We start from the raw sequence: 24,405 nt of genomic DNA on the forward strand, positions 1-24,405 counted from the left end.
ATGCTTCCCTGCGGCAAGGCCGCGTCGACGTGGCGGAACCGGTTCATGCGAAGCGCTCCATCACGCGGGCGAGTTCGCCGGCGAGCACCTCGGGAGAGAACGTGTCGCGGTAGCGCGCGCGCCCGGCCTCGACGAGATCCGCCCGCAGCGCCGCGTCGCGATGCAGGCGCGCGATCGAGGCGGCGACCAGCGCCGGATCACGCTCGTCCCACGAGAGTCCGGCGGAGCCGAGCGTCCACGGGACCGCACTCGAGGCGTAGGCGACCACCGGCGTGCCGAGCGCGAGCGCCTCGACGACCGGCACGCAGAAGCCCTCGTGCGCGCTGAGCATGACGAGCGCCGTGGCGGCGTCGAACGCCGCACGCAGATCGGGACCGCGCGCGTCGTCGATGAAAGTGACGTGACCTTGCTGCCCGAGCTCCGCGACGCGCGCGCGCACGGCGTCCCCGTAGGCCGAGAGACTCGGCGGGCATTTGCCGAGCACGAGCAGGTGCGCGTCCTCGTCGACCTCCGCGCGGCATGCCGCGAGCGCATCGACGAGCTCGAGATGCCCCTTGTTCGGCGCGACGCGGCCCACCATCAGCAGCACGGGGGCGTCGCCGGTATCCGGCAGCTTCGAGCGGTCGGAGCTTTCGGAGAGCAGGCTCGCGCACTCGTGGAACGGCGGCAGCACCGCACAGGCCGAGGCGTCCACGCCTTCGGCGGCGAAGTCCTCCAGATTGAACGGCGAGCAGCCGAGGTAGAGCTCGCAGCCCATGCGTGCCAGCTTGCCGACCTGCCTGCGACCGTCCTCGCACGCCGTCTCGTGGCCTTTCGACCAGCCACGGAAGAAGCCGGCCGGCGTGATGTTGTGGTAGCGCACGATGCGCACCGCGCGCACGCGCGACAGCAGGTCCAGCGCGAGATCCCAGCGCGTGCAGAAGTGGTAGATCACGACATCGCGCGGCGAGCGCAACCATCCCGGCAGCGTCGACGGGTCGCCGACGGGCTCGTCCACTCCTTCGGCGGCGAGTGCGAAGACGCGCACCTCGTGCCCCTGCGCACGCAGCGCGGCGCACATCTGCACGCTGTCGTTGCTGACCGCGTCGTGGCGGCGCAACTCGGGAACGAGGATCGCGACCCTCATCGGCGCGCGGCGCCGCTCACGCGCGTGTCGCGCTCACGGCGACGACGCCGTCGGGCGTGTCGGCACGCTGCACGTCCGTGAATCCCGCGGCGGACAGCGCTTCGGCGAGCAGCGACGGGGCGATGCCGATGTCGGCATGGCCCGCGAGGCGGTCGGCGAGATGCGAGGCTTCGTTGCCGAAGCCGAACAGCACGAATCCTCCTGGACGCAGCACGCGGCGCGCCGTGGCAAGCAGCGCAGCCATCGGCATGCGGCGCAGGACCGGGCCGATCGCGAGCGCGGTCAGTCCATGCAGGGTCGCGTCGCCGGTGCGCGCGAGCACGATCGCGGGATCGCTCGCGGCGACGTGATGGCCTTCGGCGCGCGCCATCGCCTCGAGGGCGGGACTTTCGGCGACGCCACTGACACGCAGGCCTCGCGACGCCAGCACCGCGAGCCAGTCCTTGCCGCCACCGAGATCGAGGACGGTGCCGCCTTCGGGCACCCCACCGGCCACGACCGATGACCACGCCAGCAGGCGCAGCTCGCGCCCGCCGTCTCCGGCGAGGGCCCGCGTCACGACATCGGCGACGAACCCGTCGGCCTCGCGGGCGGCTTCGGCCTGCTCGGCCTCGACGTCGGCGAGGTTCTTGCGCAGCGACGCCAGCCAGTGGTTGACACCGAGCACGAGGTGGCGCAATTCGCCCGATTCGGAGCTGCCGCGCTTGACCAGCTCGCGGACTTCCTCGGTGTCGCGCGTCGCGTCGCGTGCACGCGACGCGAACTCGTCGCGAAGGCCGGACTGCGCCACCGCGATCGCATCGATGCGGGCCGCGAGGGCCTCGACCTGACGCTGCAGGTTCTCGTGCGACGACGTGAGGATGTGGGTCTGTGCGCTCTGGTAGGTCTCGGAGGCGCGCAGCTGACGCGCGAACACCGGCAGGCGGATCATGCGGAAGACCCACTCGGCCGCGTAACCGAGCAGCGGGATCTTCCAGAACTTGGCCATCAGGTAGCGCGGCCTAAGGCCCGCGACCTTCACGCCGACCGCGCGCCCTTCCGCCGAGTAGGCGATGTCGCCGAGGATCTCGATCTTCGAGGCACCGGCGATCAGTCGCGCGACATGCAGGTCACGCCCCGCCTGATCGCCGGGGCGCTTGAGCAGCGCGCGCATCGCGGTCTCGACGAAATGTCCGTACTGCGACGCGCACAGCTCGGGAATCGTGTAATCGCGCCTCGACCGGTCGGTCACGTCGCCGCCACGCGGCGCGGCGCCGCTGCCCGCCGAGTTCACGGGCAGGATGTGCGTCACCGGTCGACGCTGGGGAAGGCTCTGGCGGATCGCATCCGCCTCGGCGCGGATCTCGTCCTTGACGCGATCGAGCGACTGGTCGTGATTGGGTGGATTCAAGGCGGCGAGGGATGTCCGGGGGAGGGGCGCCGCAGGTCTTCCGCCTCGTTCGCCGGAGCGTGTCCGGCAGCGGACGACAAGGGACCCTGCCCCGCGGCGAGCGGCATGATGCCATAGCTGCGGGCCACCGGAATGTCGACGACCGCATAGTGCGGACGGTGGCGGCCGTCGAGGCGTGACTGCGCGCGGCGGTAGCTCGCCATGCCCGCCGCGAGTGCCGCATCGAAGCGCGTCGTGCCGGCGGCCAGCCTCGCCTTGCCACCCGGGCCCAGCAACGTGGTCTCGAGGAACTCCATGCCGCGCGCGCCATGCTGGGCCTGGAAGCCGATGAACGCATGCCCCGGCACGAGGACGATCGATGCCGGGATGCCGAGGCGCTCGAGCGCGGACGCGATGAGCACGCTGCCGTCGAGGCAGTTGGCGACACGCCCGTCCCACGTGTCCGACAGCAGGCGCACGCGCTGGCTGAAGATCACGGGACCCTGGCTGATCGCGGCGCCTTCATTCGCGTAGCGGATGCCGCGACGCTCGAGCGCGCGCCACAGAGCACGCACTTGCGCGAGCCGCGTGGCGCGATCGCGCGCGGACGACAACGGCACGTCGGACTCGCCCGCGGCGAGGGCGATCAGCTCGTCGACGACGCGATCGTGGGGATCGACCCACGCGGCGAAGGCCCAGCCGAGATCGACGCTCGCCTCGCCGTCGCGCACGTAGTAGAGCGCCTCGTGGAGGGGATGCACGCTCACCTGCACGGCCTGCTCGGCGAGGACCACGCCACCATCCTCGAGGCGCACGCGCAACGGCTGCCGACGCGTGGTGGCGAGGCCACGCAACCCGGCGGCATCCCAGCGCAGCAGCGGCCTCGCGACGAATGCGCCGCCCGCCGGCACGGTCACGACGCTCGGCGCCACGAGTCCGTCCGTCTCCACCACGAGGCGCAGTTCACGCGACGGTCGCGCCGCATCGACATGGATGCGCAGGAGGCCGTTGCCGCCTCCGGACGTCGCGTCGTAGCCGCCCGCCTGGGAAAGATCGAGCGCAGGGAAAAGCTCACCCGACGGCGTCGTCGCGACGCGCAGGCCGGCCGCGGAAGTGCCCGCGGGCACGCCGAGCACCAGCGCGGCGAGGAACAGGAGGAGGACGCGCGGATGCGTCACGCGCAGCGAAGTTGCCAGCCGATGCATCGGCCGACTATCGTTGTGCGAGCCCCGCCCTGTCCAGAGGACGCGCGGATCTTCCCTTCTCGACCACATCCATTGGGAGTCGCCATGCGCCTGATCGTCCTCTCCAGCCTCGCCGTGCTGGCCCTCGCCGCGTGTGGCGAGTCGAGCCAGAAGGCCCCCGAGGCGGCGCCTGCTGCATCGCCACCTCCCGCTGCGACGCCCGCGGAAGCGCCCGCCACGCCGGCCCCCGTCGCGGAAGCACCGGCCAGACCGCCCGAAGGCGAATGCGGCGACCAGTCCGCGGTACCGGCCGACCAGCGCCTCGCGAACACGCCGAAATGGACGCTCGCGAGCGAGCAGGACAACTTCGGCTTCGACGTGTACCGCGGCGACGCCGAGGAAGGCGAGTTCACCAAGCTCACCAAGGATCCCGTGATCGGCGCCGGCACGACCGACGAGACGCAGCGCTACCAGTTCCGCGACGACACGATCGATCCGTGCAAGGAGTACTGGTACTACATCGAGTCGATCAGCACGGCCGGCGTGCGCGAGAAGTTCACGCCGACGTTCAAGGCCCCCGCGAAGCGCTCGCCGAAGGCCGACGCCGCGCCGTGAGCGACACGCCCGACCGCGTGGATCCCAGCGCCGCCGCGATGCAGGGCGTCAACGGCTACTGGCGCGCGCTCGACGCGGACGACATCCGCCGCGGCGAGCACCGCACCATGATCGGCGCGATGTGGGACGACATCGGCACGCTGCAGTTCGAGTTCCTGCGCCGCCAGGGACTGCAGCCGTTCCACCGCCTGCTCGACGTCGGCTGCGGTTCGCTGCGCGGTGGCGTGCACTTCGTGCGCTACCTCGACAAGGGGCGCTACTGCGGCATCGACGCCAATGCCTCCCTGGTCGATGCCGGCCACCACGAGCTCGCGCTGGCCGGACTCGACCAGCGCGGCGCCCGGCTCGTCGCCGACGCGAACTTCGACGTCGGCCGTTTCGGGGAGACGTTCGATTACGCGATCGCCGTGTCCGTGATCACCCACCTGTTCACCGACCATATCCAGGCCTGCCTGAAGCGCGTGCGTCACGTGCTCGAGCAGAACGGCACCTTCTACGTCACGTTCTTCGAAGCTCCGGAAACCGCCCATCTGGATCCGATCACGCACGCACCGGGCGAGATCACCACCTCGTACACGCAGGATCCGTTCCACCAGTCGTTCGAGGAACTCCAGACGCTCGCCGCGCGGGTGGGCATGCGCGCCAGGCTGATCGGCGATTTCGGCCATCCCCGCGGCCAGCGCATGGCCGCGTTCTCGCCGCTCTGAGCGTGCACCACGCGCCGACACGGCACGGTGCCGACGCGGCACCGTCACGCACGGCCTGGGCGATCGCCGTCTCGGCCTGGCTGCTCGCCAACCTGCTGCTGCTCTGGCTCTACTACGAGCCGTCCACGAAGCCGCTCATCGGCGACGAGTTCGACTACAACAGGCGTGCGCTCGCTTGGCTGGCCGGTCAACCCGTCGCGGAGAGCCACATCTGGCCACCGGGGCAGACGGCCTTCATCGCGGCGATCTACGCCCTCGCGGGCCCGCACGTCGTCGCCGTGCAGGTGGTGCAGATCGGCCTGCTCGCGGGATGCGCCCTGCTGCTGGCCCGCCTTGCCTCTCGCGTGTTCGATGCACGCACGGCGTGGTACGCCGGTGCGCTGTTCCTGCTCAATCCCGGCTCGCTCGCGTACGCGCACTGGCTGTGGCCGGAGGTCACTCACCTCGCCTGCCTGCTCGGCGCGCTCGCGCTGTTGTTCACGGTACGCGGGCCGGGCCTGTCCGCCGCGCTGGCCGCGGGCGTGCTGACGGGCCTGGCTCTGTTGTTCAAGAGCCTGCTCGGCGCGTTCTGGCCGCTGCTGCTCGTCGCGTTCGCTTCGCGCGGCGAGGGACGCTGGCGCGTCGCGTGGATGCCGGCGACCGCGTTCGTCGCCGGCATCGCACTCGCGACCGCCCCGGCGCTGTGGAAGGGCTACCAGGAAACGGGGCGACCGATCATCGCCGACAGTTCGATCTACAACCTCCACGTCGGCCTGCGCGACATGAGCCGCAGCGACTACATCGACGAAGCCGGCGCACCCGCGCTCAAGGCGTTCCTCGAGAGCGGCACGACGCCGCAGCAGCGCAACGCCGCCTACACCGCCAGGATCCTCGACACGGTCGGCGAGCGCGGCCTCGCGACGCTGGCCTGGGAACGGCTCTCGACCCAGTACTTCCGGCTGTTCAGCGCGAAGACGCTGCTGGTGTCGCAGCTGCCCGGCGAAGCCTGCGCGGGACGCCTGGGCGCGTATGCCGCGACGACGCCGACACCATGGCTATCCGCCGCGGCGCAGGCGGCGCACGCCCTCACGCTCGCGCTCGCCGCGTTCGGCATCGCGCTGTGGCGCCGCTGGGACCGGGCCATCGTCCTCGTCGCCGCGGCGCTCCTGCTCTACCAGCTCGCGCTGTATTCGGGCCTGCACGTCATGGCCCGCTACGTGTTCCAGATGATGCCGTTCCTGTGCCTGTTCGGCGCACCTGCGCTTGCGGCACTCGTGCACCGCGGACAGGATGCGGCGGGCCGGGTGCTCGTCGTCACGCCCTTGCGCCTCGTCTCGGGATGCGCCGGCACCATCGTGCTGCTCGGGCTGGCCTTCCTGGGCCCGTGGCTCGACGGCAACTGCCGATGACCCCACGGGCCGGCAGTCGGTCCGTGCGTGTTGCGCTATCCTTCACTTCCGCTTTACCGCCGTCCCCTTCATGCGCCTGCACGTCCTCGAACTGATCCGTTTCAGCACGTACGCCGAACTGCGCGCCGAGCGCTCCCGCAGCTATCTCGGCCTGATCTGGTGGGTCGCGGAACCGGCGATGATGATGGCCGCGTTCTGGTTCGTCTTCGCGGTCGTGCTCAAGAGCAGCGGCCCGGACTACCTGCCCTTCCTGCTCATCGGCCTGACGATGTGGCAATGGATGAAGTCGTGCATCACGCACGGCGGCTACGCGATCTGGAGCAACCTCGGCCTGATCCGCCAGGCGCGCCTCCCGGTGATCGTGTTCCCGCTCGTGCAGATGCTCGCCGACACGGTCAAGTTCTTCTACATCCTCGCGCTGCTGCTCGTCATCCTGTGGTGCAGCGGCCACCCGCCCTCGCCGGCCTACGCGGCGCTCCCGCTCCTCTTCGTCGCGACGTTCCTGTTCGCCGCGGGCATCGGCTTCTGCGTCGCCGCGGTGGTTCCGCTGCTGCCGGACCTGCGTTTCGTGATCGAGCAGGTGCTGACGTTCGTGATGTTCCTGTCCGGCGTGGTGTTCTCGCTGGACCAGGCATCGCCTCCGGTGCGCGAACTGATCGCCCTCAATCCCGTCGCGAGCCTGATCGACGCCTCGCGTGCCATCCTCATGCGCGGCGAATGGCCCGATGCGATCGCGTTGCTGAAGGTCGGCATCACGTCGACGGTCGTCTGTGCGATCGGCATGGCCGTCGTGCACAAGCTGTCCCCGCGCTATCCGAAGCTGGCGAGCTGAACATGAGCGAGACCCTCGTGGAACTCGAGCACGTCGGCGTCGCCTTCAGCGCGCAGCGCAGGGTCGGCAGTGGCCGCTTCTGGGCCCTCGAGGATGTCAGCCTGACGTTGCGCCGCGGCGAGCGCCTGGGCGTGATCGGCCGCAACGGTGCCGGCAAGAGCACGCTGCTGCGCACGCTCGCCGGCATCCTGCAGCCCGATCGCGGCACGATCCGGCGCACCAACGCGTCGTTCCAGCTGCTGTCGCTCGCGCTCGGCTTCGTCCCGCACCTGTCGGGGCGCGAGAACGCGATCCTGTCGGGACTCATGATCGGCCTGCGCCATCGCGAGATCGTCGCGCGCCTTCCCGCGATCCAGGAATTCTCCGAGCTCGGCGATTTCTTCGAGCAGCCGATCGCGACGTACTCGTCGGGCATGGTCATGCGCCTCGGCTTCTCGGTGGCCATCCAGGCCGAGCCGGACGTCCTGCTCATCGACGAGGTCCTCGCCGTCGGCGATGCCGAGTTCCAGGAGAAGTCGGGCAACGCCTTGCGCGAGCGCATGCGCCAGGGACACACGGTGGTGCTCGTGAGCCACGCCGAGCAGCAGGTCGCCTCGCTGTGCGACCGGCTGCTGTGGGTCGAGCACGGCCGCAGCGTGCTCGAGGGAGACCGCGACAGCGTGTTCGAGGCCTACCACCGCGACCTGCACCACGAGGCGCCGGCTCCGTGACGCGGGACGACGTGCTGCGCCTCGTGCAGCTCGCGCACCGGCTCGGCACGACGCCGCGGCGCATCCTCGCGGCCGCCGCGCGACGCGTCGACGACGAGCATGTCGACGTAGGCCTGGCCATGCGCGCGCCGCCAGGCGCGCCGGCGACGGCGCGAACCGCCACGGACACCTGCGCCGACCTGCTGCTGACGCCGGTCGGCAACTACTCGCGCGTCGACGTGGAATCGGCGATCCAGGTGCTGTGGCGAGACGACATCCGGAGCCGCTGACATGCGCGGCACGGCACTCGTCATCCTCGCGTGGAACCAGTGGCCGCTGACCCGGCGCTGCCTCGACAGCGTCCTCGCGACCGACCTCGCGCACGCCGAGATCATCGTCGTCGACAACGGATCGACCGACGAGACGCGCGAGGCGCTCGCCGCGTACGCCGACCGGGTGCGGATCATCGGCCTTCCCGAGAACCTCGGCTTCGTGCGCGGCATGAATACCGGCATCGCCGCGGCACGCCGCCACGACGACGTCGTGCTGCTCAACAACGACCTCGTCATCCGTCAGCGCGACTGGCTTGAGCGCCTGCGCGACGCGGCCTATGCCGCCCCGGACCACGGTGTGGTCGGATGCCGACTCCTCGAGGCCGAGCCCGGGCGTCGCCTGATGCACACCGGCGGGTTCATCGAGCCGGAGCAGCTCTGGGGGCAGCAGAGCGAATCCGGCCAGATGGAACTCGACGTCGGCCAGTACCTGCGCACGCGACGCGTGCAGGGCATCGCGTTCGCGGTCGCGTACCTGCGCCGTGACTGCCTCGACCGCGTCGGCACGCTGGACGAGGCGTTCCACAGCTATTACGAGGACACGGACTACTGCCTGCGGGCGGCCGACGCGGGAGTCGCGACGGTCGTCGCGGGAGCGGTGACCGTCCACCACGACCAGCACGGGTCCACGAAGGACGACGGCGGCTTCCGCAAGGGCCTCTGGGCCCGCAGCCGCGCGACGTTCGCCTCGCGCTGGCAGCAGCGCCTGATCGACGCGTATCGCGGCGACGGCCTGTGGCACGGCGTGACGCGCGCGAGCCACGTGCACGCCCAGCTGTCGCGCATGCTCGTGAGGCGCCTCGATGCCCGCGGGCTGCGCATGGCCTTCGAACCCGCGATGCACGAGCTTGCCGACGTTTCGGATTTCCGGATCGCCGTGGCGGCGGCGCGCAGCATGCCTGCGCTGCCCGACGTCGCATTCGCCTGTGCCCCCGGCGCGCCACGCGCCGCGCGCGGCCGACATCGCACCGCGCTGGCCTTCTCCGAATGGGATGCCGTGCCCCCCGACTGGGTCGCGGGTGCCAACGGGATCGACCGCCTGATCGTTCCCGACATCGACCAGCGCGACCTGTTGCGCCGCTCCGGCGTCACGACCGCGATCGACGTGGTGCGGTTCGGCGTCGACATCGACTATGCACACCCGCACGTGCCGGCCATGCCGCATCCCGCGGGTGCGTTCACCTGGATGGCCGTCGTCGAGGACTGGCATCGCGACGCCCCCGATGTGCTCGTCACGGCCTTCCGTCGCGCGTTCCATGCCGACGACGCGGTCGAACTCGTCGTCTACATCCGTCCTGGCGACGACGAGATGACCATCCTCGATCGCTTGCGCCCGCTGGTCGAGCCACGCGAGGGCGGACGCACGAGGCTCATGGCGGGCTGGAACTTCCACGACTACGAGTGGCCGAAACTCCTCGCCCACGCCGATGCCTACGTGAGCGCCCGACGCGGCGGCGGCTGGGACATCCATGCGCACGAGGCGGTCGCCGCCGGGCGGATCCTGGTCGCGCCGGCGTACGGCAGCCAGCGCGAACTCGTCGAGCGGTGGGGCGTCGAGGTCGCCACCACGCCGGCCGATGCCACCGGGACGCACGGCCTGCGCTGGCGCGAGTCCGATGCCGAGGCACTCGAGGCGACATTGAAATCCGTGCATGTGCAGCGCTACGGGCTCAAGGCACTCGCGCGGCGACGCGCCGCGGACTTCGCCGCACGGCACGACATCGATGCGACCGCGGACGCGATCATCGCGCTCGCCGGGAGTGGCGCGGGCATCGGGCTTCCCGCGGCGCGACCGCGCGCCCATCACCCCGCCGACGCCGCGCAACCCGGCGGCCAGATCGTCGTGCTCGGCATGCACCGCTCGGGCACGTCGAGCATCGGCGGCCTGCTCCACCTGTTCGGCGCATGGGCAGGACCTGACGATGCCCTGCTCAAGGGTCCCGACAATCCCAAGGGACACTTCGAGCATGGCGAGCTCCACATGGCCTGCGTGCGCCGCCTCGCCACGGCCGGCGGCGACTGGCGCACGCCTCCCGACGAGTCGCCTCCGGCCGCGATCGACGCGTTCCGCCGCGAGGCGGCAGCGGTGCTCGACACGCTCGAGCCGAGGCGCCCCTGGTTCATCAAGGAGCCGCGCCTGTGCCTGCTCGCGCGCGAGTTGTTGCCGCTGCTGACGCATCCGGTCTTCGTCCATGTCGTGCGTGAGCCGACCGCGGTCGCGCGCTCGCTCGCGCAGCGCGATGCGATGTCCGCCGGGCATGCGACGGCGCTGTGGGAGCGCTACACGCGCGACGCCTTCGACACGACGCGCGGCTGGCGACGCATCGTCGTCGACTACGATGCGCTGGTCGCGGCTCCCGTCGCCACCGCGCGCGCGATGTTCGACGCGCTCGTCGAGGCTGGCGTGAAGGGCCTCTCGATGCCGGACGACGACACCATCCTCGCGTGGATCGAGCCCGGTCGCGCGCATGCCGGCGCGTCGATCGACGACATCGCGTTCACGGCATCGCAAGCCGCATTGCGCGATGCGATCGCCGACCGCAGCATCCTCGACCGGGATGCAACGGCATGACCGGCGCCGGAATGCCGCCGAAGCCGGCGATCGCGCTGCACTGGAGCGAAGGCCGCCTGCACGTCGACGGTGCTCCCGCAGGCGCGTGGATCGTTCTCGAGGGCATCGCGTTCGCACCCGTCGAGGTCACGGCAGACGGCTCGACCTCGATCGCACTTCCGTTCGCGCCGTCGCGCGAGCACACCTTCCGAGTCGGCGTGCGCGCGCAGCGTGATGGCGATGCGCTGCACGAAGGCATCGTCGCGCTGCCCCGCGTCGACGACACGATCGAGGCCCTCGTCGACGCCGGAGCGCATCCCATGGAATACCGCGTCACGATCGTCGTGCCGGTCTACAACGCCCCTTCGGCCGTCGCTCGCTGCCTCGCCTCGGTGCTCGCGCACACGACGGGGCCGGCAAGGCTCGTCGTGATCGACGACGCGAGCCCCGATCCCGCGATCGCGCCGATGCTCGCGACGTTCGAGGGACGCGACGGTGTCGAGATCCTGCGCAACGAGCGCAACCGCGGCTTCACCGCGACAGCCAACCGCGGCATCGCGCACGCCGGACGCGACGACGTCGTCCTGCTCAATGCCGACACCGAGGTCGCCGCGAACTGGCTGACCGGACTGCGGCGTGCGGCATGGCGATCCGCCGACATCGCCACCGCCACGGCCGTTTCCGACAACGCGGGCGCGTTCTCCGTGCCCGAACTCGAACAGGCCTGCGAAGGGCCTGCCCACTGGTCGTTCGACGACACTGCACGCGCGCTGTGGCAACAGGCCGGCTTCGTGCAGCCCGAGCTGCCGACCGGCAACGGGTTCTGCCTGTACATCCGTCGCGACGTCATCGACGCGATCGGCATGCTCGACGAGCAAGCGTTCCCGCAGGGCTACGGCGAGGAGAACGACTTCTGCCAGCGCGCCAGCGCGCAGGGTCGGCGCCACGTCGTCGCGGGCGACGTCTACGTGCACCACGAGCGCAGCCAGAGCTTCGGCATCGAACGCCGCGAAGCACTCGGAAGAGCCGGCATGCAGGTGCTGCGCGAGCGCTGGCCCGATTACGAGCGCGACGTCGGCGCGATGCTGTTCTCGCCCGTGCGCCGCGTGCTCGACTGGCGCGTGCGTCGCGCATTCGCGCTCGCGGGCGAGGCGCCGAGGCCGCGCGTGCTGGCCGGCCCGGGCATCGGCGGCACGACAGGCCTCCACGAGGCCTGGCAGATCGCCCCCGTCGAACACGAGATCGTGCTCGCACGCCATGGCGAAAGGTGCGACGTCGTCGAACACGCCGCGGCGACCGACGTCACCTCGTCACTGCTCGCGCACTGGCTGCAACGCCATGCCTTCGAGGTGCTCGACACCGCATCGATCACGCCGCCCCGCCTGGCCTCGATGCTCGCACGCGAGGCCACGCGCCTGGGCATCGCCGTGGCCACGTCCGGCGATCCCGCCACGCGTGACCTGGCGTGGAGCGATGCGCGGCGCGCGCAACGCAGCTTCGAGGGAGATCACCCATGACGTCGACGATGCGCGCGCTCGTCACCGGAATGACCGGACAGGACGGCGCCTGGCTCACCGCACGCCTCCTGCGCGATGGTTGGCACGTCACCGGCACGCATCGTGTGTCGAGCCCGGCATCGGGCTGGCGACTCGACGAACTCGGCATCGCCGGGCACGCGCACCTCGCCACGCATGCACTCGATCCCCGCGACGCGACGGCATGCGAACGGCTCGTCGCCGAGATGCGACCGACCGCCGTGTTCCATCTCGCCGGACAGTCGCGCGTCGCGGAGTCGTTCCGCGATCCGCGCGGCAGCCTCGAGGCGAACGGCATCGGCACGGTCAACCTGCTCGAGGCCCTGCGTGCGCATGCCGCCGACGCCCACCTCGTGCTCGCCTCGAGCGCGGAGATCTTCGGCACGCCTGCGCATGCGCCCCAGGACGAAGCCACCCCGACCCGTGCGACCTCGCCCTACGGCTTGTCCAAGCTGCTCGCCCACGCAGCCGTCGGCACCTGGCGCGCGAGCTTCGGGCTACGCGCGAGCAGCGCGATCCTGTTCAACCACGAATCCGAACTGCGCGATCCCGCGTTCGTGACCCGCAAGATCACGCGTGCCGCGGCGCGCATCGCGCTCGGCCTCGACACCGACGTCGCACTCGGCAACGTCGATGCGAAACGCGATTTCGGCTACGCGCCGGATTACGTCGACGCGATGCTCGCGATGGCCTCGCGCCCGCGCGGCGACGACTACGTGCTGGCGAGCGGCCAGGCCGCGAGCGTGCGGGACTTCGCCACGACGGCGTTCGCCGCGGCCGGCATCGATCTCGCGTGGGAGGGAAGCGGCGAGGACGAAGTCGCCCGCGATGCCGGCGGCGTCGTGCGCATCCGCATCGACCCCGTGCTGTTCCGTCCCGTCGATGCGCCGCTGCTCGTCGGCGACGCAGGCAAGGCACGCCGCGAACTCGGCTTCGAACCACGCGTCGGGCTGGGCGATCTCTGCCGGCGCATGGTCGAGGCCGATCTCGCACGCGAACGCGCCGGAGGGCCGCGCTGATGCGGGTCATCCTCAACGTCGACGCGATCACGGCACCGCTGACCGGCATCGGCCGCTACGCCCTCGAACTCGCCCACGGACTCGCGCGCCACGACGCGATCGAGGAGTTGCGCCTCTACTCCGCGTTCCACTGGGTCGACGATCCCGCCCATGCACTCGCCGCGAACCGCACGATCGCCACGCTCCGGCGCAACCTGCCGTTCAAGACGCATGCGCTCGAACTCTACGCACGCCTGCGTTCCGCGCTGTTCCGTGCCCACACGCGACGCATGCGGGCCTTCGTGCTGCATACGCCGAACTACATCCTCATGCCGTTCGACGGTCCCGCGGTGACCACGGTGCACGATCTTTCGGCACTCAACTACCCCGAGACGCACCCCGTCGAGCGCGTGCGCTTCCTCGACCGCCACCTGCCGCGCACGCTCGAGCGCGCCGATCGCGTGCTCACCGATTCGACGTTCATCGCGGACGAAGTCCACGCACGGCTCGGCGTGCCCCGCGACAAGCTGCGCACGATCCCGCTCGGCGTGGATCCCTCGTATCGACCGCGCTCCGACGAGGAACTGCACGCAGCCCTCGCGCGGCACTCGCTCGAAGCCCACGCCTACCTGCTCGTCGTCGCGACCCAGGAGCCGCGCAAGAACCTCGCCCGGCTCGCCCGCGCGTACGCGGCGCTTCCCGCGGCGCTGCGCACGCGCCATCCGCTCGTCATCGTCGGTGCGCGCGGCTGGCTCAACCGCGACCTCGAACGCACGCTCGCACCGCTCGAAGCGCAAGGTTCCGCACGCCGGCTGGGCTACGTCGACGAACAGGATCTCCCGCTGCTCTACGCCGGCGCTCGTGCCTTCGCGTTTCCGTCCATCTACGAGGGATTCGGACTGCCCGTGCTCGAGGCACTCGCGAGCGGCGTGCCGGTGCTGACCTCGAACGTGTCGTCCCTGCCCGAGGTGGCCGGCAACGTCGCCTTGTGCGTGGATCCCTTCGACGAGGGTGAGCTGCGCGACGGACTCGAACGCCTGCTCACCGACGAGCCCTGGCGTGCCGGCGCACGCGTGCTCGGCGTCGAACACGCGCGCGCGTTCCCGTGGTCGCGTTGCGTCGACGAAACCGTCGCGACCTACGCCGAGCTCACCGCACGCAGCTGAGTCGCCCGCCTGCGACAGGCGGATTCAGGCTTCCAGCGCGGCCTCGAGCCAGGCTCCGAGCGCGCTCGACAGGCGATCCCGCAGATCCAGCCAATCCGCGTAGTCGAGGGCCGCGTCGATGACGGCGTACGTGCTTCCACCCTTGCCGAGACGCGTCACGAGCGGATCGATGCCGTTGCCGACGTCGCGAAGCGCGCGCAGGGAGGCCTCGATCGCGGCATGGCCACGTGGCGTGTGGACCCACGCGCGCGGCCGGTAGTTCGAGCAACCGGCCTTGAGGCCCGCGCAACGCTGGAGATCGTCGAGGCTGAGCCGCCCATCGGCATCGATGCGCACGGGCCGACCTGCCAGGTGAAGCGCGACGCCCCTCGCCGTCACCGGGCTGCGACGCAGGCCACGCGCGCACGCGACGTCGAAACCGGCATCCGTGCCGACGACCGCGATGGCGTCGCCACCCGCGCCCTCCTCGCTTCCGAAAACACCCGAATGGTCGCTCATGCCGTGACTCCCTCGCCGCTGACGATCGGAGTGCGATGGTCCGACGGGAGCGTCGCACCGCATGCGACGCCGGTGCCGGCCTGTCGTGCATCGTGACGACGCGAGGGCTGGAGGCCGGGAGCGGACGCGGTCGTGGACGATCCCGCATCGGCGCCGCGGAGGACGCACCCACGATGTGCGGCACCGTGTGGTGCGCATCGTGCGGCAAGCACGAAAGCGCGACGCGACGTACCGATGCCCGGGCATCTTCCGCGAATGGTGCCGGCACCCGGATTCGAACTGGGGACCTACCGCTTACAAGGCGGTTGCTCTACCAACTGAGCTATGCCGGCATGGGGCGCGCATTCTAGGCGGAGCCGGGCGTGCGCGCAAAAACACGGGGCGTCAGAAGCAGTCGATCGGCTGCTCGCGCACGTCCCCACCGCCAGGACGGGGCCGCCATGTGGACGTGTCGCCGGGGTCGCGCGCGACGTCGATCCAGTACACCGGCAGTTCCTCGGTGCGCTGGATGAGTTCCGGACGGAAGCCCATCGCCGCGATCTCGGCACGGCGGCGCTCGGCGTTGGCCTGCTCGCGGAACAGGCCCAGCGATACCGTGTTCTGCTGGTCCCCCGCGGTCACGACGTAGTAGTCGCGCACGCCTTTCGCCGACAGCGCGCGCGCGACCCCGAGCGCTTCCTCGCGCGACTGCAGCGCGGCGAGGAACACCCAGTAGCCACGCGACTGCGTCGCCTTCGCGTTGCGGTACTGGATGCGCCGCGCCTGCGGCGTCAGTTCGGCGAGCGCGGCGCGCATGTCCGACTGCGTCGGGAACGGGCCGATCGTCGCGCAGACGTCGGTGCTGCTCGCAGCCACGCCCTGACCGGGCACGGGCGCGCCGGCAGCGTCGCGCTCCGACAGCAGCACGAGCGCGGGCACGTCGGGATCGCTGGGCGGCAGCGAACCCGACGCATCGGATGGCGAGAACAGCATCCAGCCCACGCCTCCGAAGTTGAGCGCGAGCAACAGCAGGAAGAGGACGCGCAGGAACATGCGGGTATGAGAGCTCGCGAGCCGGCGGAATGCCGCGATTCTAGCGGCAACCTCGCGCGGGGTCGCCGAGGCGCGTCGCGCGCGGTGCGTGGATCAGCCGCCGGACCACAAGGCCAGGCCGCGGAGCACGAGGTCGCGCCCACGCTCCATGTCCGGCAGCAGCGCGCGCCACGCATCGAGGCCGCCACCGTCCCCGACCAGCGCGGGCGTCTCGCCGAGCACGCCTGCGGCCTGTGCACGGAACCGCTCGATCAGCGCCACCGCGGCCAGCACGCAACCCGACTGCACGGCGTCCTGCGTCGTGTCGGCGATCTCGACGAGGCGTCCCTCGGCATCGCCGATGCGCGCGGTCGCACCGAGCAGCGCGTGGCGCGAAAGATCCGGAGACGGTGCGATGAGGCCGCCGAGGTGCCGGCCATCGGCACCGATCGCATCGAGCGTGAGTGCGGTGCCGCAGCTCACGAGGACCTGCGCGCGCGGCTGGGTGGCATGCAGGGCCGCGAGCGCGAGGAAGCGGTCGACACCGAGCCGTGCGGGTTCGGCATAGGCATTGGTGATCCCGAGCGCGGCAGCGGGGCTGCGCACGAACTGCGGTGCGACGTCGAACAGGGTCGCCATGAACGCGGCGAGTGCGCGCTCGACGTCCTGCGACACGACACTGGACACGAGGATCGCGGACGGTCGCGGCAGCGCGGTCCAGTTCCCCGACAGCGCGACGTCGAACGGCGTGTCGCGATGCGCGTAGACGCCCCCCATCGCGCGTCGCCCGTCGCGCCAGACGGCCCACTTGAGCCGCGTGTTGCCGATGTCGACGAGCAGCTTCACGACGCGCGCCCCGGTGCGAGCCGCACGCTCACCTCCCCACTGTCCACGCGAAACTCTCCCTCCGCATCCCGTACGCGAAGGATGCCACGTTCGTCGACGCCGACGGCATCGCCTTCGCGCACCTGCGCTCCGCGCGTGACCGCGACACGCCGCCCGCGCAGCACGTCGTGTCTCGCGAATGCTTCGGCGAACGCTTCGAATCCCCGCGCTTCGAACGTGTCGAGTGCCGCGACGAGCCGCGCGAGGACCGCTGCGGCGAGCGCGTTGCGTGTCGGCGTGACGCCGAGTGCCGCGAGATCGGTGACCGGTTGGCCGATGCCTGCGGCGACGTCGCCGGGAAGACGCACGTTGAGGCCGAGACCGATCACGGCATGGCAAGGCCCGAGCGCGTCGCCTCCGAGTTCGATCAGGATGCCACCGAGCTTGCGGCCGCCGGCGACGAGGTCGTTCGGCCACTTGAGGCCCACGCCGTCGGCACCGAGGTCGGCGAGCGCATCGACCACGGCGACCCCGGTGGCGAGACTGAGCCCGCCGAGGGTGGCCATGCCGGCTTCGAACCGACGCCGCAGCGACAGCGCGATGCCGCCGCCGAGCGGCGTGAACCACGCGCGACCGTGCCGGCCACGCCCGCCCGACTGCACCTCGGCAAGGCATGCGGCCAGCGGCGCCCGCATGTCCGCCGCGGATGCGAGCAGCGCGCTGTTCGTCGACGCGATCTGCCAATGCACCTCGAGGTCGACGAGGCGCTCCGCGTGGGCGCGTGGAAGGGCGTCGCGGATCGCGGCGACGTCGAGCAGGTCGAGCGGCGCCAGCAGCCGGTAGCCGCGACCCGCGCGCGCATCGATCGGCGCGCCGAGCGCACGCAGCGCCTCGACATGCTTCCAGATCGCCGCGCGCGACACGCCGAACCGTGTGGCGAGCGCACTGCCGGCGACGCCCTCGGGACTCGCCGCGAGTGCGGCCAGCAATGCCTGCGGCTGCACGCTCATCGTGGCCCGCCACGTCGGAACAGGCGCGCGCGTTCGAAACGGGCTTCTTCGCCGTGGCGCAGCCGCACGAGATTGCCGCGGTGCGTCCATGCGACGAGCGCAGCCGTGGCGAACGCGAATGCCGACACGCCCGAACCGGGATCGCCGCAACACGCGTCCCACCCCACGACGAGGAGCGGGAACACGCATGCGGCGACGACGGTCGCGAGGCCGACGTAGCCCGTCGCCACGATCACGAGGATCCATGCGACGAACATCGCCGCCGCGAACGACGGCGCGATCACGAGCGCGCCTCCGACCAGCGTCGCCGCACCCTTGCCGCCGCGAAAGCCGAACCAGACCGGCCAGCAATGACCGATCGCGGCAGCGAGCACGCAGGCCGCCGCTGCCGTTCCGGTGTCGACCGGCGATGGCGTGGAAGGCCAGGCACCGAGCGCCGCGGCCAGCGCGCCCTTGCCGACATCGATGAGGACGACCGCGAGCGCGAATCGCCAGCCCGCGACACGCAGCGCGTTGGTCCCACCGGCATTGCCGCTGCCGTGGCGGCGGATGTCCAGGCCGCGCAGCCGCCCGAGCAGCAGACCTCCGGACAGGGAGCCGAGCAGGTAGGCGACGACGAGCTTGGCGATCAGCACCGCCATCGCGGGAACCTCCGGGAACAGTCTTCAGGGACGGGCGTCGACCGGCATCAGCGACAGCGCCACCGCGCCACGGCCGGCGTGCGCCGCGATCGCGCTGCCGGCGTCGAGCACCTCGAGGGCGGCGAGGTGTGGCCAGCGCGCGAGCAGCACGGCGCGGACACGCCCGGCTTCCGCCGGATTGTCGCAGTGCATGATCTGCGCACGCCAGCGCTGCTTCGCGTCGAGGCTGCGGATCGCGCGGGCGACGAAGCGCTCGGGTACGTCGCCGCGGTCGAACAGGACGCCTCTGATATGCAGCCGCCCGTCCCCGCCGCCGATGCGCACGAACGGCACGAGCCGGAGCCAGCGCGTGATCGGCAGCGCCCACGCAGGGATGCGCCCGCCGCGTACCGCCGGGCTGAGGTCGCGGACGTAACAGAACGTCGCGGTGCGCTCGCGCAGGTCCCGCAGTGCCTCCGCGATGGCCTCCGCGCCGTCGCCCGCGGCAGCGCGCTCGGCCGCGTGCAGCGCGAGCAGGCCCTGTCCGCCCGACACGTTGCCGGTGTCCACGACGCGCACGCGTGCCGCATGCACCGAGGCGGCGCTCTCGCCGGCCTGGAGCGTGCCCGACAGCGCCCGCGAGAGGCCGACGTAGACGACGTCGTCGTGATGGCTGAGCAGGAACTCGAACAGGCGCCGGAAATCACCGACCGGCGGCTGCGACGTGCGCACCGGATGCGGACTCGATGCCACCAGCGCATGGAACGCCGCAGGCGACAGCGAGACCTTGTCGAGGTAGTCGTGCGGTCCGGCATTCACGCGCACGGGCACCATGTGCAACGGCAGGTCGTCGAACGCGGCGGCCGGGATGTCGGCCGCCGAATCGATGACGACGGCCACGCCGCGCGTGGCCGTGGCGCTGCGCTGCTGCGCATGCATGTCGTCGGCCTTGCGCGAACCGACCTGGCCGAACGCCGCCAGCGCATCGAACAGCATCGCGGGATCGTCGACATGCATGTGCACGCGCAGCTTCTCGCGCGTGCCGGCGACGACAAGGCTGGATCCCGCGACACCGGACAGCGCGGTACGCACGGCCTCGCGGTCGACATGGACACCCGAGACGATGCACTCGGTGCACCAGCGTTCCGGCGACGCCGCTTCCGGCGACGCCGCGACGACGCCGGCGCTCGCCGCCATGCCGCGGCCGGCCCCGCGCAAAGCGATGCGGCCACGCCGCAGCAGGTCGAGCACGCCTTCCACGAGCAGCACGAATCCACGCGCGCCGGCGTCGACCACGCCGGCCTTGCGCAACACGGCGAGCTGGTCGGGAGTGCGATCGAGCGCGTCACGCGCCGCGGCGTGTGCGCCTGCGAGGCCCACGCCGAGGTCGACCACGCCGGCGTCGACCGCGCCGCGCAACGCCGTCGCGAAGGCGTCGATCACCGAGAGCAGCGTGCCTTCGCGTGGTTCGGCGACCGCCAGGCGTGCCTGCGCCGCTGCGTGGGTCGCGGCGGCCGCCAGCGTCGACGGCGTCAGGGTCGCCTCGTCCTCGAGCGGCTCGCGCAGGCCTTGCAGGAACTGCGCGAGAATGGCCCCCGAGTTGCCGCGGGCCCCGTCGATCGCCTCGCCCGCCGCGCGTGCGAGCACGCGTCCCGCGTGCGCGCTGTGCCACGATCTCAGCGCATCGCGGACCGCCGCGAGCGTGAAGCCGAGGTTCGTGCCCGTGTCGCCATCGGCGACCGGGAACACGTTGATGCGGTCGAGCGCATCGCGCTCGGCCAGCACGCGCGCGATGCCGGCAAGAAATCCGCGCCGGACGGCATGGCCGTCGGCGTACGGAAGGCGGAGAACGGAGGCCGGGTCGGCGGCGAGGGCGCGCATCGTGCGAGTCTAGCCATTGCGTCGGGCCGGGTCGCGCTGCGACGCATCGTGCCGGACAGCAGTCTGTCCGGTGGCGTCCACCCGGTGTCCGAACGGACACGCAAGGTCGTACCTGCCGAACATTCAACCCCATGATTCCAAAGAGACCGTGACCTCTGGCACGTTCACTGCTTAGCGCTGATGTCATCCCTCTTGCCGGGGTGCGCTGGAGTCGGGGCGCCGATCATGAGACGATCAGGAGCCCACCGGCGCCGATCGGTCTCGTACAGCGTGGCTAGGAGACGAGAAATGAACACGCGCAATCTGACCTTCGCCTTCCTCTGCGCCGCGCTCCTCGCCGGTGCCACGGGCGCGTTCGCGGCCGAGTTCTCGATGGGCGGAAGCGGTGTGATGGTCGCCCAGGGAGAGCCCTCCGCGCTCGACGACGGCAGCCTTTCCAGCGCGCCGGGAATGGGCTCGGGTGAGCGCGGTGTCGCCGTGGGCGACCTCGGCTCGCAGCGCTATGTCCGCGGTGCGGAGTCGCCCGGCCAGTCCGAGGCGACCTTACGCGACGACGACCACGCCGAACCTGCCGCGACCACCTTGCCGTCCGCTGGTCCGCGCGCCGTGATCCCCGCTGCCACGCCGGGCGTGCCGGCCAAGCCGCGCAATACCAACCGCTGGCAGTCGCTCGTCCCGGGCGCGATCAAGTAGCCTGAGTGGCTCGCCCGCGCGCGCAACGCCTTGCATGAGATGGCTGGCGCGTCTCCGAGCGGCGCTTCCGGGCGCCGCGAAACCCGTCGCTCCGATCGATGCGCCACGCTGGCGATGGCTGCTCGCATCAAGTGAACTGTTCACCGCACTGGATGACGCCGATCGCGCGACGCTCCGCGAGCTTTGCGCACGTTTCCTCGCCCGCAAGTCGTTCAGTGCCGCCGGTGGCCACGCGCTGACCGACGCGCAATGCCTCGCGATCGCGGCGCTGGCCTGCCTGCCGGTCCTGCGCCTCGGCTTCGATTCGCTCGAGGGATGGTCGGATGTCATCGTCTATCCGGGAGGCTTCCGCGTGCGCCGCGAGTACCACGACGAGCATACGGGCGTGGTCACCGAGGGCGACGACGAACTCATCGGCGAAGCGTGGGAACAAGGCCCCGTGATCCTGTCATGGTCGGACGTCGAGGAAGACCTCGATCATCCGTTCGAAGGCCTCAATGTCGTCGTTCACGAGATCGCGCACAAGCTCGACATGCTCGACGGCGCCATGAATGGCGTGCCGAGGCTGCCGGATTCCATCCCGCGACGCGAGTGGATCACAACCATGCAGGCCGCATTCGACGCGTTCCGCGACGAGGTGGATCAAGGTGCGGACACGGAGATCGATCCGTATGCCGCCGAAAGCCCGGAGGAATTCTTCGCCGTGCTTTGCGAGGCCTGGATTTCTTCGCCCGCCGTCGTGGAGCGCTCGGTTCCCGCCGTCGCGCGATTGCTGGACCGTTTCATCGGCTCACCCCGCCGCAGCGCCTGACCCGGGCCGCCCCCCCCCTGCGGAACAAACTGCACCATGCCGGAAAAAGAAACGGGCCCCCCAGGGCCCGTTCCTCTTTGACGCATCGCGTTGGCGTTTCGGTCAGTCGACCGAGAACTGCTGCAGCGAGACCGGACGCGTGCCGGCTTCGATGGCCGTGCCGTCGTTCCTGTAGCAATACTCCACGAGCGTCGCGGGGAAGCCGTTCGGAGCCGTCGTGGTCAGCTGGGCCCATCCGTAGTTGATGGCACTCGTGGTTTCATTGAAGAAGCGGAAACCGAGGTAGTTGCTGCCCGACACACCGGCATGCCAGTTGACGTAGTTCGCCGCGCCACCGCCACCGGCCGAAGCCGTGAACGAAGACGCCGGCCCGATCAGCCCGCCCTGCGGGACGACCGCCAGAACGGTGCCACCCGCCGTCGTCGCGACCGCGCCGTGCGAGTTGGCCGGGGTCGTCGGGTAGAAGAAGTACAGCGCGCTACCGGTCAGGTACGGATTGAAGTCCCAACCCGGGACGCTACCGCCCGACGTGCCGGTCGTGCCGGTCAGGAAGTTGATGTAGAAGCCATCGAGCGTCTGTGGGACGACGAGGTTCGGCTGGGCGCACACATAAGGAGCAGGCTGCGCGAACGAAGCGTTGGAAGCAACGGCAGCAACGATCGCGACGGCGCTGGCGGCGGCGAAACGACGGCTGATGATTCGGGACAACAGGGTGGAGCGGATCATGTTGAAACCCCCAAGGTTATGACGACACGAGCGATAGGTTTGGGCACGCACGCCGCGACGGATACAAGCAACGAATACGTCGCGATCGGATGACGTGGTTATGACATCGGCACGGAATCTGGAGGAACCCGGAACCGATCACGCGGTCATGCGCACATGCGTGATCCTCCGTGACAGCCCAAGCCGTGTCAAGCCGGGGATACCCCGGACGCGCCACCGAGGGCCTCCAGTCGCTGCCGGAGTTCACGGAGCTGGGCCGCATACGCGAGCGTACGGGCGGTACTCCGACGGAGCGGCATACGGACCTGGGCGGAACTCGTCGTGCGGATGGAACGCCGGCCCTCGTGCGGCCTGAGGCAGCGCTCGTCGAAGTCGAGCCCGCAGAACGAGAGCAATGTCCTGATCTCGCCGTCCGGATCCGCGAGCAGGGCTTCGTGCCCCTGGACGCGCAACCCGGGATCGCCGCCATGCGACCAGTACGCCATGAGACGCCGGTAGTCCTCGTAATACGAGGCGAGGTCGTCGAGCGAGTACGCGAAGCCGGCCAAGCCGGGTGCGAACAGTTGCTTGTAGCACGACCAGCATGTCTCGACGGGATCGCGGCGGCAGTCGACGATGCGTGCACCGGGAAGCATGCGGCGAATGGCACCGAGGTACTTCCAGTTGTCGGGGAGCTTGTCCGTGGACAATGGACGCTGCCCGCGCCAACGCGCCGTCTCGTCGAGGTAGGCCTTTCCCAGCCTGGCCCAGTCGGCTTCGGTCGCATCGCCGCACCACTCCGGGAACGACTTCCTGCGCGCCTTCGACTCGCGCTCGAGCAAGGCCGGCAAAGTGGGCAGTTCGCTCGCGCCCTCGACGAGCGGATGCATCGCGAGTACCTCCTCGACGAGGGTCGATCCGCTCCTCGGCAAACCGACCAGGAAGATCACCTCGCGCCCCCGGTCGACATGCGGCTCATGTGTCGGCGGGAAAGCCAGCATGATGTCGTCGACGAAGACCGCGTGGCCTGCCGCGTCCCATCCGGCGCGGCGACGCACGCGTTCGTTCGCACGCTCGAACGCGTTGAAGGCCTCGTCGTGCAAGCCGCGATCCTCGAGGGCGCGCGCCAGCGTGAATCCGAGCAGGATCGCGTCGTACTCCGGCAGGCGAGGCTGCTCGGCCACCCGCGACAGCGCCTTCCAGTCGTCGTCCGACAACACGACCGCTTTCATGTCGACGAGCGCGAACCAGCATTCCGCGACCCGCTGGCCGGAACGGATCATCGCGCGATACTGCGCCGCGGCCTCGTCGACACGGCCCAGCATCTGCAGGCAGCGCGCACGCAGCAGTCCGGCACGCGGATCCTTCCCCCCCCGTCGCAATACCTGCTCCACGGCAACCAGGGCATCCTCGGCGCGCGCGGCGCGATCGAGCGCGATCGCATATTCGAGCCACGTCGCCGTGCCCCCGCCCGCACAGGCCCTGCGCAGGAGGTCGAGACCCTCGTCCACCCTCCCCGATGCGACTCGGGCAGCACCGGCGCGCTCGAGGAGATCGATGTCGTCCGGCGCGAAGCGGAGACCCTCCTCGAATGCCGAGAGGGCCTCCTCCGGGCGCCGGTTCACAAGGTGCGTGCGCCCTGCCAGGAGCCATGTCTGGGCATGCTCCGGCGCCATGAGCATCACCGCAGGAAGGATGCGATCGGCCTCGGCGGCATCGTTCGCGGCCAGCGCCTTGCGCCATCGCACAAGGAGGGCAGATGCACGTGGCGAGATCGCCGCACCATCCAAAGCATTCATGTCGTCACGCACCTCGCCGGACAGCCCCGCATCATAACCATGCGGGAACCTCCGCGCCGG

At 70.6% G+C, this 24,405-nt stretch carries 22 protein-coding genes, 1 tRNA gene and 1 pseudogene; 12 read left to right on the forward strand and 12 right to left on the reverse strand.

The features are described from left to right. Positions 1-43 precede the first annotated feature (43 nt). Genes ACQQ2N_RS02305 through ACQQ2N_RS02315 form a run of 3 tightly spaced genes read right to left on the reverse strand, consistent with a single transcriptional unit; the run spans position 44 to position 3,700 of the window. Positions 44-1,126, reverse strand: coding sequence for a glycosyltransferase family 4 protein (locus tag ACQQ2N_RS02305; protein ID WP_440224059.1), 1,083 nt, complete (start codon positions 1,124-1,126; stop codon positions 44-46). A gap of 16 nt (positions 1,127-1,142) precedes the next feature. Next, positions 1,143-2,516 carry a hypothetical protein gene (locus tag ACQQ2N_RS02310; protein WP_440224060.1) on the reverse strand — a complete coding sequence of 458 codons (1,374 nt, stop codon included), beginning with the start codon at positions 2,514-2,516 and terminating at the stop codon, positions 1,143-1,145. Beyond that, positions 2,513-3,700 (reverse strand): hypothetical protein, encoded by a 1,188-nt coding sequence (locus tag ACQQ2N_RS02315; protein WP_440224061.1) that lies wholly within the window; start codon positions 3,698-3,700, stop codon positions 2,513-2,515. The genes ACQQ2N_RS02310 and ACQQ2N_RS02315 overlap by 4 nt, the downstream gene beginning before the upstream one ends. An 84-nt stretch (positions 3,701-3,784) precedes the next feature. Between ACQQ2N_RS02315 and ACQQ2N_RS02320 the strand changes: the two genes are divergently transcribed. The 10 genes and pseudogenes from ACQQ2N_RS02320 to ACQQ2N_RS02365 all read left to right on the forward strand — a co-directional run bounded on the left by ACQQ2N_RS02320 (position 3,785) and on the right by ACQQ2N_RS02365 (position 14,492). After that, a complete protein-coding gene (locus tag ACQQ2N_RS02320; RefSeq protein WP_440224062.1) occupies positions 3,785-4,294 on the forward strand; it encodes a hypothetical protein in 510 nt (169 codons plus the stop codon). Next, positions 4,291-5,001: a class I SAM-dependent methyltransferase gene (locus tag ACQQ2N_RS02325; protein ID WP_440224063.1), complete on the forward strand. Its 711-nt coding sequence runs from the start codon at positions 4,291-4,293 to the stop codon at positions 4,999-5,001. Before ACQQ2N_RS02320 ends, ACQQ2N_RS02325 begins: the two co-directional genes overlap by 4 nt. A 2-nt stretch (positions 5,002-5,003) precedes the next feature. Next, positions 5,004-6,389 (forward strand): ArnT family glycosyltransferase, encoded by a 1,386-nt coding sequence (locus ACQQ2N_RS02330; protein WP_440224064.1) that lies wholly within the window; start codon positions 5,004-5,006, stop codon positions 6,387-6,389. A 70-nt stretch (positions 6,390-6,459) separates the two neighbouring features. Beyond that, positions 6,460-7,221: an ABC transporter permease gene (locus ACQQ2N_RS02335; protein ID WP_440224065.1), complete on the forward strand. Its 762-nt coding sequence runs from the start codon at positions 6,460-6,462 to the stop codon at positions 7,219-7,221. A gap of 98 nt (positions 7,222-7,319) precedes the next feature. Beyond that, a pseudogene (locus ACQQ2N_RS02340) lies at positions 7,320-7,931 on the forward strand (ABC transporter ATP-binding protein); the annotation flags it as partial. Then, positions 7,928-8,200, forward strand: coding sequence for a hypothetical protein (locus ACQQ2N_RS02345; protein WP_440224066.1), 273 nt, complete (start codon positions 7,928-7,930; stop codon positions 8,198-8,200). The pseudogene ACQQ2N_RS02340 and the gene ACQQ2N_RS02345, both read left to right, overlap by 4 nt. Position 8,201: 1 nt before the next feature. Further along, positions 8,202-10,814, forward strand: coding sequence for a glycosyltransferase (locus ACQQ2N_RS02350; RefSeq protein WP_440224067.1), 2,613 nt, complete (start codon positions 8,202-8,204; stop codon positions 10,812-10,814). Continuing rightward, complete coding sequence (locus ACQQ2N_RS02355; protein ID WP_440224068.1) at positions 10,811-12,310, forward strand: glycosyltransferase family 2 protein; 1,500 nt, start codon at positions 10,811-10,813, stop codon at positions 12,308-12,310. The genes ACQQ2N_RS02350 and ACQQ2N_RS02355 overlap by 4 nt, the downstream gene beginning before the upstream one ends. After that, positions 12,307-13,347: a GDP-mannose 4,6-dehydratase gene (locus ACQQ2N_RS02360; RefSeq protein ID WP_440224069.1), complete on the forward strand. Its 1,041-nt coding sequence runs from the start codon at positions 12,307-12,309 to the stop codon at positions 13,345-13,347. The genes ACQQ2N_RS02355 and ACQQ2N_RS02360 overlap by 4 nt, the downstream gene beginning before the upstream one ends. Continuing rightward, positions 13,347-14,492, forward strand: coding sequence for a glycosyltransferase family 4 protein (locus ACQQ2N_RS02365; RefSeq protein WP_440224070.1), 1,146 nt, complete (start codon positions 13,347-13,349; stop codon positions 14,490-14,492). The genes ACQQ2N_RS02360 and ACQQ2N_RS02365 overlap by 1 nt, the downstream gene beginning before the upstream one ends. Positions 14,493-14,516: 24 nt before the next feature. Here ACQQ2N_RS02365 and ACQQ2N_RS02370 read toward each other — a convergent pair whose 3' ends face one another. The 7 genes from ACQQ2N_RS02370 to ACQQ2N_RS02400 form a co-directional block, all read right to left on the reverse strand. Next, on the reverse strand, positions 14,517-14,990 hold the full coding sequence (locus ACQQ2N_RS02370; protein ID WP_440224071.1) for a hypothetical protein: 474 nt from the start codon (positions 14,988-14,990) through the stop codon (positions 14,517-14,519). Positions 14,991-15,246: 256 nt separating this feature from the next. Continuing rightward, positions 15,247-15,322 (reverse strand) — tRNA-Thr (locus ACQQ2N_RS02375). 52 nt (positions 15,323-15,374) lie between these two features. Then, on the reverse strand, positions 15,375-16,022 hold the full coding sequence (locus ACQQ2N_RS02380) for an SPOR domain-containing protein (protein WP_440224072.1): 648 nt from the start codon (positions 16,020-16,022) through the stop codon (positions 15,375-15,377). A 93-nt stretch (positions 16,023-16,115) separates the two neighbouring features. Then, entirely contained in the window at positions 16,116-16,847 is a 732-nt protein-coding gene (locus ACQQ2N_RS02385; RefSeq protein WP_440224073.1) for a type III pantothenate kinase, read from the reverse strand. Next, positions 16,844-17,836: a biotin--[acetyl-CoA-carboxylase] ligase gene (locus tag ACQQ2N_RS02390; protein ID WP_440224074.1), complete on the reverse strand. Its 993-nt coding sequence runs from the start codon at positions 17,834-17,836 to the stop codon at positions 16,844-16,846. Before ACQQ2N_RS02390 ends, ACQQ2N_RS02385 begins: the two co-directional genes overlap by 4 nt. Beyond that, a complete protein-coding gene (gene plsY / locus ACQQ2N_RS02395; protein ID WP_440224075.1) occupies positions 17,833-18,477 on the reverse strand; it encodes a glycerol-3-phosphate 1-O-acyltransferase PlsY in 645 nt (214 codons plus the stop codon). The genes ACQQ2N_RS02390 and plsY overlap by 4 nt, the downstream gene beginning before the upstream one ends. 24 nt (positions 18,478-18,501) lie before the next feature. Beyond that, a complete protein-coding gene (locus ACQQ2N_RS02400; protein ID WP_440224076.1) occupies positions 18,502-20,337 on the reverse strand; it encodes a DegV family protein in 1,836 nt (611 codons plus the stop codon). A 288-nt stretch (positions 20,338-20,625) separates the two neighbouring features. Here ACQQ2N_RS02400 and ACQQ2N_RS02405 point away from each other — a divergent pair, with 288 nt between their 5' ends. Together ACQQ2N_RS02405 and ACQQ2N_RS02410 are read left to right on the forward strand one after the other, a co-directional pair. Continuing rightward, entirely contained in the window at positions 20,626-21,030 is a 405-nt protein-coding gene (locus tag ACQQ2N_RS02405; protein ID WP_440224077.1) for a hypothetical protein, read from the forward strand. Between the two features lie 34 nt (positions 21,031-21,064). Beyond that, positions 21,065-21,841 (forward strand): zinc-dependent peptidase, encoded by a 777-nt coding sequence (locus ACQQ2N_RS02410; protein ID WP_440224078.1) that lies wholly within the window; start codon positions 21,065-21,067, stop codon positions 21,839-21,841. A gap of 102 nt (positions 21,842-21,943) precedes the next feature. Here ACQQ2N_RS02410 and ACQQ2N_RS02415 read toward each other — a convergent pair whose 3' ends face one another. Next, positions 21,944-22,567 carry a hypothetical protein gene (locus ACQQ2N_RS02415; RefSeq protein WP_440224079.1) on the reverse strand — a complete coding sequence of 208 codons (624 nt, stop codon included), beginning with the start codon at positions 22,565-22,567 and terminating at the stop codon, positions 21,944-21,946. 188 nt (positions 22,568-22,755) lie between these two features. After that, positions 22,756-24,345 (reverse strand): tetratricopeptide repeat-containing sulfotransferase family protein, encoded by a 1,590-nt coding sequence (locus ACQQ2N_RS02420; RefSeq protein WP_440224080.1) that lies wholly within the window; start codon positions 24,343-24,345, stop codon positions 22,756-22,758. Positions 24,346-24,405 lie beyond the last annotated feature (60 nt).

Origin of the sequence: Dokdonella aquatica (genome assembly GCF_051987395.1) — a bacterium.
GTDB lineage: Bacteria > Pseudomonadota > Gammaproteobacteria > Xanthomonadales > Rhodanobacteraceae > Dokdonella.

Excerpts from the sequence above, each read along its gene's own strand:
- ACQQ2N_RS02315 (WP_440224061.1), bottom strand. The coding sequence starts at position 3,700 with ATGCATCGGCTGGCAACTTCGCTGCGCGTGACGCATCCGCGCGTCCTC.
- ACQQ2N_RS02410 (WP_440224078.1), top strand. The coding sequence starts at position 21,065 with ATGAGATGGCTGGCGCGTCTCCGAGCGGCGCTTCCGGGCGCCGCGAAA.
- ACQQ2N_RS02320 (WP_440224062.1), top strand. The coding sequence starts at position 3,785 with ATGCGCCTGATCGTCCTCTCCAGCCTCGCCGTGCTGGCCCTCGCCGCG.
- ACQQ2N_RS02420 (WP_440224080.1), bottom strand. The coding sequence starts at position 24,345 with ATGAATGCTTTGGATGGTGCGGCGATCTCGCCACGTGCATCTGCCCTC.
- ACQQ2N_RS02405 (WP_440224077.1), top strand. The coding sequence starts at position 20,626 with ATGAACACGCGCAATCTGACCTTCGCCTTCCTCTGCGCCGCGCTCCTC.
- ACQQ2N_RS02350 (WP_440224067.1), top strand. The coding sequence starts at position 8,202 with ATGCGCGGCACGGCACTCGTCATCCTCGCGTGGAACCAGTGGCCGCTG.
- plsY (WP_440224075.1), bottom strand. The coding sequence starts at position 18,477 with ATGGCGGTGCTGATCGCCAAGCTCGTCGTCGCCTACCTGCTCGGCTCC.
- ACQQ2N_RS02360 (WP_440224069.1), top strand. The coding sequence starts at position 12,307 with ATGACGTCGACGATGCGCGCGCTCGTCACCGGAATGACCGGACAGGAC.
- ACQQ2N_RS02355 (WP_440224068.1), top strand. The coding sequence starts at position 10,811 with ATGACCGGCGCCGGAATGCCGCCGAAGCCGGCGATCGCGCTGCACTGG.
- ACQQ2N_RS02415 (WP_440224079.1), bottom strand. The coding sequence starts at position 22,567 with ATGATCCGCTCCACCCTGTTGTCCCGAATCATCAGCCGTCGTTTCGCC.
- ACQQ2N_RS02365 (WP_440224070.1), top strand. The coding sequence starts at position 13,347 with ATGCGGGTCATCCTCAACGTCGACGCGATCACGGCACCGCTGACCGGC.
- ACQQ2N_RS02380 (WP_440224072.1), bottom strand. The coding sequence starts at position 16,022 with ATGTTCCTGCGCGTCCTCTTCCTGCTGTTGCTCGCGCTCAACTTCGGA.
- ACQQ2N_RS02305 (WP_440224059.1), bottom strand. The coding sequence starts at position 1,126 with ATGAGGGTCGCGATCCTCGTTCCCGAGTTGCGCCGCCACGACGCGGTC.
- ACQQ2N_RS02370 (WP_440224071.1), bottom strand. The coding sequence starts at position 14,990 with ATGAGCGACCATTCGGGTGTTTTCGGAAGCGAGGAGGGCGCGGGTGGC.
- ACQQ2N_RS02390 (WP_440224074.1), bottom strand. The coding sequence starts at position 17,836 with ATGAGCGTGCAGCCGCAGGCATTGCTGGCCGCACTCGCGGCGAGTCCC.
- ACQQ2N_RS02335 (WP_440224065.1), top strand. The coding sequence starts at position 6,460 with ATGCGCCTGCACGTCCTCGAACTGATCCGTTTCAGCACGTACGCCGAA.
- ACQQ2N_RS02400 (WP_440224076.1), bottom strand. The coding sequence starts at position 20,337 with ATGCGCGCCCTCGCCGCCGACCCGGCCTCCGTTCTCCGCCTTCCGTAC.